This is a genomic window from Streptomyces sp. ISL-36, from assembly GCF_018614205.1.
Taxonomy (GTDB): domain Bacteria; phylum Actinomycetota; class Actinomycetes; order Streptomycetales; family Streptomycetaceae; genus Streptomyces.
Map to the genome: position 1 here is coordinate 181,417 of NZ_JAGGOS010000015.1, position 11,141 is coordinate 192,557.

The 11,141-nt window shown below is 71.9% G+C and carries 9 protein-coding genes and 1 pseudogene; 3 read left to right on the top strand and 7 right to left on the bottom strand.

All coding sequences use genetic code 11. The features are described from left to right. The first annotated feature begins 110 nt into the window (after positions 1-110). Complete coding sequence (locus J7E93_RS04235) at positions 111-1,151, top strand: helix-turn-helix transcriptional regulator (RefSeq protein ID WP_215065858.1); 1,041 nt, start codon at positions 111-113, stop codon at positions 1,149-1,151. Here the strand turns inward: J7E93_RS04235 and J7E93_RS04240 are convergent. Beyond that, the gene (locus tag J7E93_RS04240) at positions 1,121-2,281 is read right to left on the bottom strand and encodes a PhoX family phosphatase (RefSeq protein ID WP_215065859.1); all 1,161 of its coding nucleotides are present in this window, start codon (positions 2,279-2,281) and stop codon (positions 1,121-1,123) included. The genes J7E93_RS04235 and J7E93_RS04240 overlap by 31 nt on opposite strands. Before the next feature lie 385 nt (positions 2,282-2,666). Here J7E93_RS04240 and J7E93_RS04245 point away from each other — a divergent pair, with 385 nt between their 5' ends. Next, positions 2,667-3,965: a hypothetical protein gene (locus tag J7E93_RS04245; RefSeq protein ID WP_215065860.1), complete on the top strand. Its 1,299-nt coding sequence runs from the start codon at positions 2,667-2,669 to the stop codon at positions 3,963-3,965. Between the two features lie 387 nt (positions 3,966-4,352). Then, positions 4,353-4,763 (top strand): VOC family protein, encoded by a 411-nt coding sequence (locus J7E93_RS04250; protein ID WP_215065861.1) that lies wholly within the window; start codon positions 4,353-4,355, stop codon positions 4,761-4,763. Between the two features lie 146 nt (positions 4,764-4,909). Here the strand turns inward: J7E93_RS04250 and J7E93_RS04255 are convergent, their stop codons facing one another. The 6 genes and pseudogenes from J7E93_RS04255 to J7E93_RS04280 all read right to left on the bottom strand — a co-directional run. After that, positions 4,910-5,671: an SDR family NAD(P)-dependent oxidoreductase gene (locus tag J7E93_RS04255; protein ID WP_215065862.1), complete on the bottom strand. Its 762-nt coding sequence runs from the start codon at positions 5,669-5,671 to the stop codon at positions 4,910-4,912. Positions 5,672-5,697: 26 nt separating this feature from the next. After that, positions 5,698-7,146: an MFS transporter gene (locus J7E93_RS04260; RefSeq protein ID WP_215065863.1), complete on the bottom strand. Its 1,449-nt coding sequence runs from the start codon at positions 7,144-7,146 to the stop codon at positions 5,698-5,700. A gap of 153 nt (positions 7,147-7,299) precedes the next feature. Further along, positions 7,300-7,884, bottom strand: coding sequence for a TetR/AcrR family transcriptional regulator (locus J7E93_RS04265; RefSeq protein ID WP_215065864.1), 585 nt, complete (start codon positions 7,882-7,884; stop codon positions 7,300-7,302). Between the two features lie 45 nt (positions 7,885-7,929). Beyond that, complete coding sequence (gene nirD, locus J7E93_RS04270) at positions 7,930-8,256, bottom strand: nitrite reductase small subunit NirD (RefSeq protein WP_215065865.1); 327 nt, start codon at positions 8,254-8,256, stop codon at positions 7,930-7,932. Between the two features lie 4 nt (positions 8,257-8,260). Continuing rightward, complete coding sequence (gene nirB / locus J7E93_RS04275) at positions 8,261-10,801, bottom strand: nitrite reductase large subunit NirB (protein ID WP_251065995.1); 2,541 nt, start codon at positions 10,799-10,801, stop codon at positions 8,261-8,263. Between the two features lies 1 nt (position 10,802). Next, positions 10,803-11,141, bottom strand: a pseudogene (locus tag J7E93_RS04280) (NAD(P)/FAD-dependent oxidoreductase); the annotation flags it as partial.

Genomic DNA, 11,141 nt, shown 5'->3' on the forward strand with positions numbered 1-11,141 from the left:
CCGGTTCCCCGCGATGCTTTTCAAGTGTGGCTGAAACACCCTGGTAACGTGCTGTGATGGTGTGCATACTCGTTGACGGGGGTGGTTGCGAGTGCACAGGTGGGGGTTCAATGCTGCGGATTCATTTCACCGCAAACGACTTGGCCGGGGTCCGGATGGCCGGCCGTCCGGACGTTCTGTGGGAAACGATTCTCAGTTTTCACCGTTTAAGAGACCGGCGCGGGTCCGTCGTCTACGGAGAATGGCGCTCGGACGCTCGTACACGGCTCAACGGTGAGACCCGCCTGCTGGCCGCACTGGTCCCCAGTCGCGGCTATTTCCCGGACTTCCTGACCCCCGCCGAGGGGCTCCACGGCCTCGACGACGGGCTCCAGGCGATCCGTGCCACCCCGCCGGCCCGCGTCCGCACCGAGCTGGCCCTGCTGGGCGCCGACCGGTCCGGCGGCCGGACCGTGCCCCATTCGCTGCGCGCGCTCGCCGAAGGCGGTGCGGAACCCTTCAACCGGCTCCTGGGCGCTCTGCGCGGCTACCACCGGGCCGCGATCGAACCGTACTGGCCCCACATCCGGGCCCGGGTCGAGGCCGAGCGGGCACTGCGCGGCCGGGCCCTGCTCGATGGCGGCGCGGACGAACTCCTCGCCTCCCTGCCGCCGATGCTGCGCTGGCGCGCCCCCGTCCTGGAGGCCGACTATCCCGTCGACCGCGACCTCCACCTCGACGGCAGGGGCCTGCTGCTCCAGCCCTCGTACTTCTGTCGCGGCGCCCCGGTCGTCCTACGAGACCCCACGCTGCCGCCGGTCCTGGTCTACCCGACCACCCACTGCGAGGCGCCCACCGTCCGGGAACCCGGCGGGACGTCGCTCGCCAAGCTGGTCGGCACCACCCGCTCGGCCGTCCTGCATGCCATCGGCGACGGCGGCACCACCAGCGAACTGGCCCGCAGGGCCGGGGTGTCGCTCGCCTCGGCCAGCCAGCACGCGGGCGTCCTGCGCGAGGCGGGGCTCGTCGCCACGCTGCGGCACGGCAACGCGGTCCTGCACACACTGACGCCCTTGGGCGCCGCCCTGCTCGGCGGCGCCCAAGGACTCGCGGGGCCCTCACGGGCCCCCGTCGAACGTCTCTACGCGCGGAACGGACCGGTCACCTCGTAGGTGATACCGCCCGAGGAGCTGCCGGTGGTGCCCCGCTGGCTGGAGAAGTACAGCCGCCTGCCGTCGGGGGAGAAGGCCGGTCCGCAGATCTCGGAGCCGGACTGGCCGTTGATCCGCAGGAAGGGCGCGACGACGTCGTCCGGCGTGATGACGCAGATCTCCATGTTGCCGCCGTCCTCGGCGACGAACAGATCGCCCGAGGACGTGCCGGTGACGTTGTCGACGCCGGTCAGCGGGGCGCCGCCGCCGACCACGAGCGAGTCGTCGTAGGCGAGCTCGTAGGTGTTGTTGGTGAGGTTGAGCTGCCAGAGGCGGTTGTCGCCCTTGGTGGTGAACCAGACGGTGTCGTTGGCGTAGTGGCAGCCCTCGCCGCCGCTGAAGCGCTTGGCGCCGGAGACCTGGTCGCGGGTGTAGGTCGGGGAGCCGTCCGGGTCGGGGACGTTCGCCCAGGTGAAGGAGCCGGAGGTGGCGGTGCCGGCCTTCAGGACCTGGAGCGTGCCGGAGGAGAGGTTGCCCCAGGTGGTGGGGATGAACCGGTAGAGGCAGCCGTTGGTCTCGTCCTCGGTCAGGTAGATCACCTTGCGGACGGGGTCGGCGGCTGCGGCCTCGTGCTTGAACCTGCCCATGGCGTCACGGCGCACGGCCGCGTTCACGCCGTACGGGTCGGTCTCGTAGACGTAGCCGAGGCTGACCTCCTCGCAGGAGAGCCAGGTGTTCCAGGGGGTCCTGCCGCCCGCGCAGTTGGTGCGGGTGTTGGCGAGGATGCGGTACGCGCCGGTGATCGAGCCCGACGAGTCGAACTCCACCGCGCTCGCGCCGCCGCCGGGGTTGATCTCCGAGTTGGAGACGTAGATCCAGCCGGTGCCGTCGGTGAAGCAGGCGCCGCCGTCGGGGGCGTTGTGCCAGGTGTACGAGGTGCCGGCGACCTTCTGACCGGACCGGGCGATCACCCGGCTGGTGAAACCGCCGGGCAGCAGGATGCCGTTGGCGTCGGCCGCGCCGAGGGCCCCGTAGGGGCCGGCCCCGGGCTGCGCGGGCGCCGCGTAGGCGGCCCCGCGCATCAAGGTGCCGCCGAAGGCGGCGGCCGACGTACCGATGACAGCTCCGCGCAGGAAACTGCGTCGCTCCACGTCTCACTCCAGAGGGGGTGGTGGTGACCGCCCCGCCACGCCGGTCGGCGGCGGGGTCGCGCGCTTCCGGAACCTAGAAGTACGGAGTTGACTGTGCAGCAACAAGGAGTGAAGGGGAAGCGTCGGGTCGCGGTCGGGTCCTGGCGGCGGGACATCCCCTCTCCCTCCGCCCTGCCAGGACCCGGGCGAACCGCTCGCGACCCCACCCCTCAGGGCTGTCCCGTAATCCCTGGCGGGCGCACGACGACAGCTACGGCACCTCGCCACGTTGTCGGAACGCCCGCATACACCCAGTATGAGGACGTCCCTCCGCCTTGCGATGCACCGCATCTGACGCCGTGCGCTGACCCACCAGGGATTACGGGACAGCCCTTAGGCTGCTGCCATGACCGTTACATGGCAGACACACTGGCGGGCCCGGATCGCCGTCCTCGGCTCCGCGCTCGTCACCCTCGCCGGCAGCCTCGCGATCGTGGCGGCGGGAGCGGGCGAAGCAAGGGCGGCGATGCCCTTCGGGCAGCTCGACCCGGCTGTCGTCTCGCAGTTCAAGCTCCACGCCGGCACCACCTTCGCCGACAACGACAAGGCCATCACGGCGGTCGAGGCCCAGGGCGCCGTCACCGTACAGAACTCCACCCAGGTCCTCACCTCCGGCGGCCGCACCGGCATCAACAACCTGTGCCACACGACCGGGCTGGCCCCGAGCCTCAGCCCCGCCGGCTTCTGCTGGGACAAGGGCGACGACACCTCCAACTCCTGGACGGACACGGGCGGCTGGACCCCGCAGGGCCTCACCGGCTCGTACGACGCCCAGCCCGACGGCAAGGTGGACGGGCGCACGGCCCTCCTCGCCTCCTGGCACTTCAGCCGCGGAATGCAGGGCCCCAGCCCGGTTCCCAACGAGTTCGCCCGGGTCAGCCTCGTCAACGCCGAGGGCGGACAGATCCGCTACAACCACCTGCTGCTCGTCAAGCCGACCGTCGACGCGAACGGCAAGGGCAGTTTCACCCGCGTCAGCAGCCACGCGGACGGCGTGGTCTGGTACGGCAACCGGGTCTTCGTCGCCAACGGGCGCTGGCTCCAGGTCTTCGACCTCCGGCACATCTGGAAGGTCAACTCCAGCACCGAGGCGGTCGGCATCACCGGCACCACGTCCTCGGCCCGCTGGAGCAACTACGCCCTGCCGATGATCGGCGAGTACGTCACCACCAGCGACGGCGGCGCCTGCTCGACCACCACAGGCGACCGCCCCTGCCTCAACTCCCTCAGCCTCGACCGCTCCGGACAGGACGGACTCGTCTCGGCCGAGTTCAAGCCGGGCGCGGCGGGCGGCCGGGTCATCCGCTGGGCGCTCGACGCCAACTCCGCACTGCCCTACGGGCACGCCACCGTCGGTTACTCCTCCCCGATCTGGGGCATGCAGGGCGCGGCGACCGACGGCACCGACTACTACCTCGCGGGCGACTGCCCCTCGGGGGTCGGCGGCGGCTCGGGCGACCCGTCCGGCGCACCCTTCTCCTGCATCCACAAGGCACAGCCCAACGCGGCGCCGCACGTCCTGACGACCTCGCCGGTCTACACGCAGAACCTCGGGTACTCGCCGTCCACCGGCCGCATCTGGGGACTCAACGAGAGGATCAACTCCACCACCGGTGCCAGGGTGGTGTTCTCCATCAACCGCTGATCCGGATCAACCGCTGATCCGGATCATCCGCTGAGCCGGCGGATCCGGCGGCTCAGCCCACCCGGCGGAGCGCTTGAGCCGAGCCCCCTGGCCGAGCCCGAGCCCAGCTTCCGGGCAGGGCCCTCAGCCGGGGGACTCGGCCGACCCGAGCAGCGTCTGGAGGGCGGCGAGCCGCTCGCGCCAGAACTCCTTGTACGCCGCGACCGCACCCGCGTCCGCGTCGCCGGCGAGCGCCTCGTCCGAGAGCTTGCCCCGTGCGGCTGCCCCGCCGTCCGGCCGTCCGAAAAAAGATTTCGGCGTGGCGATGAGTTTCGGGACCGGCTGCCGTCTTCACTCTCGTAAGCGCCGATACGGCCGGTACGCACGAGACGGAAGAGAGAGACCACCATGAGCCAGATGATCTTCGTGAACCTGCCCGTGAAGGACCTCGAGACCTCGAAGACCTTCTGGGGCAAGCTCGGCTACTCGTTCAACGAGCAGTTCTCCGACGACACCGCCGCGTGTCTGGTCATCAGCGACACGATCTTCGCGATGCTGCTGACCGAGCCCAAGTTCAAGGAGTTCACCAAGCCGGGCAAGGAGATCGCCGACGCGACGAAGACGACCGAGGTGCTGATCGCGCTGAGCGCCGAGAGCCGCGAGAAGGTCGACGAGCTGGCGGACGGGGCCCTCGCCGCCGGTGGTTCGGCGGCGAAGGAGCCCCTGGACTACGGCACCATGTACGGCCGCTCCTTCACCGACCCGGACGGCCACCACTGGGAGGTCATGTGGATGGACCCCTCCGCCATCCAGGGCTGACCGGTCACCGACGGCGCACCGACCGGTCTCGCCACGACCGGTCTCGCCACGACCGGTCTCGCCACGACCGGTCTCGCCACGACCGGTCTCGCCACGACCGGTCTCGCCACGACCGGTCTCGCCACGACCGGTCTCGCCACGACCGGTCAGGCCGAGACGCCCCCGTCGATCACCAGGTCCGTCCCGACGGCCGAGCCGGCGTCGTCCGAGGCGAGGTAGAGCACGGCCGCCGCGATCTCGGAGGCCGCCGAGATCCTGCCGAGCGGCGACTGCTCCTTCATCCGCACCTCGCGCTCGGCCTCGGTCTCGCCCGGCAGCAGCGACATCGTGGACTGCGAGGCGCCCGGGCTGACCGCGTTGATCCGGACGCCGTCGGCGATGTGGTCGCGGGCGGCGGCCCGGGTGATCGCGGAGACGGCCGCCTTGGAGACCTGGTAGCCGAAGACGCCGGGGATGCGGACGTGCGCGCCGAGGTTGGACGAGATGTTCACGATGGCGCCGCCGCCGTGCGCCCGCATGTGGGCGATCTCGGCCTGGAGGGAGTGCAGGACGCCGGTGACGTTGATGTCCAGGAGCGTCTGCCAGTCGTCCAGCGGGAAGTCGGCGGCGGCGTGGCCGCCCCGGAAGACCCCGGCGTTGTTCACGGCGACGTCGAGTCCGCCGAAGAGCTCGACGGTGCGCCGGACGAGCCGCCGGGTGTCCTCGGCGCGGGACACATCGGCGGTGAAGGCGGCGGCGGTGCCGCCGGCGGCCTCGATCAGGGCCACCGTCTCGTCGAGGGCGGCGGCGCCGCGGCCCGAGACGACCACCTTCCCGCCCTCGGCGGCGAAGGCGAGCGCGATGGCCCGGCCGAGACCGCTTCCGGCGCCGGTGACGAGAACGGTCCTGTCGGTGAAGCGTGCGGACATGGGAACTCCTTCGGAGAACGAGGTGGTTACTCGGTACGGGTGGTGAGCGTGGCCAGGACCGCGAAGCCCACGGCTGTCGCGGCCAGCGAGGAGGCATCGCCGCCGAGCGTGAGCAGGGCGGCGAAGAGGACGGTCGGGCCGAGCTCCATCGCCGTGTTGAGGACGCCGCCCGCGAGCCCGGAGCGGTGCGGCGGCACGCCGTCGGTGGCCAGGACCGCGGCCCCCGCGAAGGAGGCGGCCGCTCCGGCCGGGAGCAGGAGCAGGCCGGGCAGCAGGCCCTGGACGTACGGCACGGACGGGTTCAGTCCGGTCGCCGCGAGGAGCCCGAGGCCGGCCGCCCCGGTGGCCAGTCCGGCAGCGGTGACCCGCCCGGCGCCGTACCGCCCGATCAACGGTCCGGCCAGGCGCCCGGCGGCCAGCAGGGAGACGGCGAAGGGTACGAAGGCGGCGGAGGTGAGCAGGGCCGGGTATCCGCGCTCCTGCTGGAGGGCGAGTGAGAGCAGGACGAAGACGGTGGCGGTGCCGGCGGCGGTGAGTGCGACGGCGGCGAGGCCGATGCCGCGGCGACGGTCGCGCAGGAAGTCCGGCGGCAGCAGCGGGTCGCGGGCCCGCCGCTCGACGGCCACGAAGGCGGCGAGAAGTCCGAGCCCGGCGAGCAGCGGCACGAGGACCGGCGCGGAGCCCCAGGGGTGCGCGTCGGTGAGCACGAGACCGTAACTGCCCAGCGTGATACCGGCGGTGGCGAGCAGCGCCCCGGGGACGTCGAGCCCGCGGCCGGGCCCCGGCGGGGTGGTGGGGAGCAGGCGGGGCGCGAGCGCGAGGGCGGCGACGGCGACGGCCGTCGGCACCGCGAAGGTCCAACGCCAGGAGAGCGCGGCGGAGATGACGCCGGAGAGCAGATTGCCCGCGGTCGCCCCGAGGACGGAGAGGCCGCCCCAGGTCGCCATCGCCCTGCCGTACGCGGCCGGTTCGGGGAACAGGCGGCGCAGCACCGCCATGGCGGCGGGCGCGACGAGCGCCGCGCCGAATCCCTGCGCGAAGCGGGCGGCGAGCAGTGCCTCGTACCCGGGGGCGAGCGGGGCGAGCGCGGAGGCCGCGCCGAAGAGGAGGAGGCCTGCCGTGAGCGTGCGTCGCCCGCCGTACCGGTCGGCGAGCCGCCCCCCGAGGAGCAGCAGCCCGGCGAAGGTGAGGCCGTAGGCGGCGCTGAGCAGGATGATCTCCGCCCGGGCGAGGGCGAACTCGGCGGCGATACGGGGGAGGGGCACGGCGAGCGAGGCGAGCGTGAAGATGAGCGTCATCTGTACGGCGCCCAGCAACGCGAAGCCCTGGCGGGCGCCGGCTGCGGCAAGGACGCCGGGGCGCGGCGCGCCCGCGCTCCCCGGCCGCCCGCCCGAGCCTGCCCCTGGCTCTGACCCTGAGGCAGCCTCCAAGCCCGGCCCTGCCCCTGGCGTCGCCCCACACGTCGAGTCCGGCATCCCCGATCCCCCCATTCTTGACCGTACGTTCCGCAATGAGGGCCGAAAAGAAGGGCGCCGCATGGCGCCCTACTTCAGGCGGTCCTCAGCCCACCCAGGCCCTCGGTCCACCCCAAGGCCTCGGCCACCCAGGCCCTCAGCCCACCCGGGCCCTCACTCCAGCAGGGTCAGTGCCTGCTCCGCCGCGTCGCGCACCCTGGTGGGATCGCTCGACGCCTTGCCGACCAGGCGGATGCCCTGCATCAGGACGAGCAGCATCCGGGCCAGCGCCTGCGGATCACGGTCCGCGGGCAGCCCGCCCTGGGCGCGGGCGCGGACGAGGGCCGAGTGGAGCAGGGTCTCGACCTGCTCCCAGCTCAGTTCCACCCGCCGCGCGACCGTGGCGTCGTGCGGGCCCAGCTCCGCCGCCGTGTTGGTGATGAAGCAGCCGGCCAGCCGGACCTCGTCCGTCGCCGCCTCGGCGGCGAACCGGCGCACCACGGCCCGTACGGCCGCCAGTGCGCTGTCCGGCTCGGACAGCTCCGCGGTCAGGGCCGGGTTGTTCGCCCGGGCGTAGCGGTCCATCGCCTTCACGTACAGCTCGTGCTTGTTGCCGAAGGTCGCGTAGATGCTGGCGCGGCCGATCCCGAGGTGCTCGACGAGGTCCGACATCGTCGTCGCCTCGTACCCGCGCCGCCAGAACAGCTCGAGCGCTGCCTGGAGCGCGGCGTCCGGATCGAATTCCTTGGTCCTGGCCACGCCCCGACCTTACGGCTTTCCGGAACGTACGGTCAAGATCTTCTGCTACACCGCCCGTACCGGATACACCGTCACCGACACGTCCTCGTCGTCCAGACACCTGCCCGTCTCCAGGTCGAAACGCTGCTTCAGGAGCGGCGAGGCAACGAACGGCCGCCCGCCCGCCGAGCCGAGCAGGCCCCGGGACAGCACCTGCGCCCCGGTGAAGGGATCACGGTTCTCGATCGCGTACGCCCGCCCCGAGCGGTCCTTGAAGAGCGCCGCCTGCCGGCCGTCCGGCAGCAGTGCCGCCACGCCCCGGCCCGGGGTCAGTCGGGAGTCGTCGCAGACGGCCATCCAGGCATCAGGCGACGGAGACAGTTCGAGCTTCATGGCTTCAGACCCTTTCCAGGCGGGTTCCGATGGTGAGGACCGTCAGGTCCGGCTTGATCTGGTCGCGCTCGGGCACGAACTTGACCGACGGGTCCGGCGCGTCCGGCGCGTTCACGAACGACACGAAGCGACGCAGCCGGTCCGGGTCGTCCAGGGTCTGCGCCCACTCGTCCTGGTAGTCGTCGACGTGGGCCGCCATCAGCGCCTCCAGTTCGTCGCACAGTCCCAGCGAGTCGTGCACGACCACGTCCTTGAGGTGCTCCAGACCGCCCTCCAGGCGCTCCAGCCAGGTCGAGGTGCGCTCGAGGCGGTCGGCGGTACGGATGTAGAACATCAGGAACCGGTCGATCAGACGGACCAGTTCGGCGTCCGACAGGTCCTGGGCGAGCAGGTCCGCGTGGCGCGGGGTCGCGCCGCCGTTGCCCCCGACGTACAGGTTCCAGCCGCTCGCCGTCGCGATGACGCCGAAGTCCTTCGACTGCGCCTCCGCGCACTCCCGGGCGCAGCCGGAGACCGCGGACTTGAGCTTGTGCGGCGAGCGCAGGCCCCGGTAGCGCAGTTCGAGCTGGATCGCCATCTTCACCGAGTCCTGGACGCCGTAGCGGCACCAGGTCTGCCCCACACAGGACTTCACCGTGCGCAGCGACTTCCCGTACGCGTGCCCCGACTCGAAGCCCGCGTCGACGAGCCGGGTCCAGATCGCCGGCAGCTGGTCCACCCGGGCGCCGAACAGGTCGATCCGCTGACCGCCGGTGATCTTGGTGTAGAGCCCGAAGTCACGGGCCACCTCGCCGATCACGATCAGCTTCTCCGGGGTGATCTCACCGCCCGGGATACGGGGGACCACGGAGTACGAGCCGTTGCGCTGCAGGTTCGCCAGGAAGTGGTCGTTGGTGTCCTGCAGCGAGGCCTGCTCGCCGTCCAGGATGTAGCCGCTCGCCTTGATGATCGGCGCGAGGCTCGCCAGGATCGATCCGACCGTCGGCTTGCAGACCTCGCAGCCGTCCCCGCCGCGAGCCTCGGGCCGCCCGTGGGAGTCGATCAGCTCGGCGAAGGAGGTCAGCCGCAGAGTGCGGGTGATCTCGTAGAGCTCGCTGCGGGTGTACGAGAAGCAGCCGCAGAGCCCTTTGTCGGTGGCCGCCGGCAGCAGCTTCTCGATCACCTTGACGCAACTGCCGCACCCCGTACCGGCCTTGGTGCACTTCTTCACCTCCGGCAGCGTCGTGCACTGGGTGATCGCGTGCTTGGTGACGTTGTGGCAGGAACAGATCACGGCGTCGTCCGGCAGCGAGGACGGTCCGAGCACGACCGGCGCACCCGCGCCCGCCGGGAGCACCAGCTGCTCGGGAGAGACCGGCGGCACGGAGCCGGTCAGCGGCCGCAGCATGCCGTACGAGTCGGCGTCGCCGACCAGCACACCGCCGAGCAGCACGCCGTCCCTGTCGACCACGAGCTTCTTGTAGACCCCGGAGCGCGAATCCGAGTAGACGACGTCGAGGCAGCCCTCGGCCGTGCCGTGCGCGTCGCCGAAGGAGGCCACGTCCACACCGAGCAGCTTCAGCTTGGTCGACATGTCGGCACCGCTGAAGGAACGCTCCCCGGCGGCCGCGATCGTCGCCGCCACCGTCTGCGCCATCTCGTAGCCGGGCGCCACCAGGCCGTACACCCGGCCGTCCGAGGCCAGCGCGCACTCGCCGATCGCGTAGACGGCGGGGTCGGAGGTACGGCACTGCTCGTCGACCGCGATGCCGCCGCGCTCGCCGACGGTGAGACCGCAGTCGCGCGCCAGCTGGTCCCGGGGCCGTACACCGGCCGAGAAGACGACCATGTCGACGGGGAGTTCCGAGCCGTCCGACAGGCGCATCCCGATCACCGCGCCGTCCTCGGTCAGGACCTCCTGCGTGCCGGTGCCGGTGTGGACGCTCAGCCCCATCTGCTCGATGGTGCGCAGCAGCGCCGCGCCACCGCCCTCGTCCACCTGTACGGGCATCAGCCGCGGGGCGAACTCCACGACGTGCGTCCCGAGACCGAGCCCCTTGAGCGCGCCCGCCGCCTCCAGGCCCAGCAGACCGCCGCCGACGACGGCGCCGGTCGTCGCGGTCTTCGCGTACTCCTCGATCGCCAGCAGGTCCTCGATGGTCCGGTAGACGAAGCAGCCGCGCGCGTCCTTGCCGGGGACCGGCGGGACGAAGGGGTACGAGCCGGTGGCCAGGACCAGCGTGTCGTACGGGAAGACCTGCCCGGAGCGGGCGGTGACCGTACGGGCCGCGCGGTCGATCGTCTCGGCCGGGTCGCCGACGTACAGCTCGATGCCGTGCTTCTCCATGAAGCCCGCCTCGACCATCGACAGATCGTCGGGGGTGCGGCCGGAGAAGTAGGAGGTCAGCTGGACCCGGTCGTAGGCGGGGCGGGGCTCCTCGCAGAGCACCACGACGCGCGCCCGCTCGGTGACGCCGTGGTCCGCGAGCGCCTCCAGGAAGCGCTGGCCGACCATTCCGTGGCCGACCAGGACGACGGTGGGGGTGTGCACGGGCATGGTCGACATCTCAGGAGCCTCCGTCATGGGTGAGCAGGTGAAGCAGGGGAGCGTGCGGGAGGGCCTCGTCGCCCTCCCAGGCCCGGGCGAGCGCCCCGACCGCGGCGAGATCACCGAGGAGTACGCCGCCGACCAGGCGGTCGCCGCGGACGACGACCTTGCGGTAGGCGCGGCGGGTGGCGTCGGTCAGCTGGACGACGTCGTCGCCCGGCTGGGCGGTGGCCTCGCCGAAGGAGGCGAGGTCGAGGGAGACGGGCCCGCCGAGGGTGAGCCGGGTCAGCGCCCGGGTCCCGGTGTAGGCGGGGGCGGGGGGATGGGGGAGGTCACTGCCCGGACCGCTGCCCGGAGC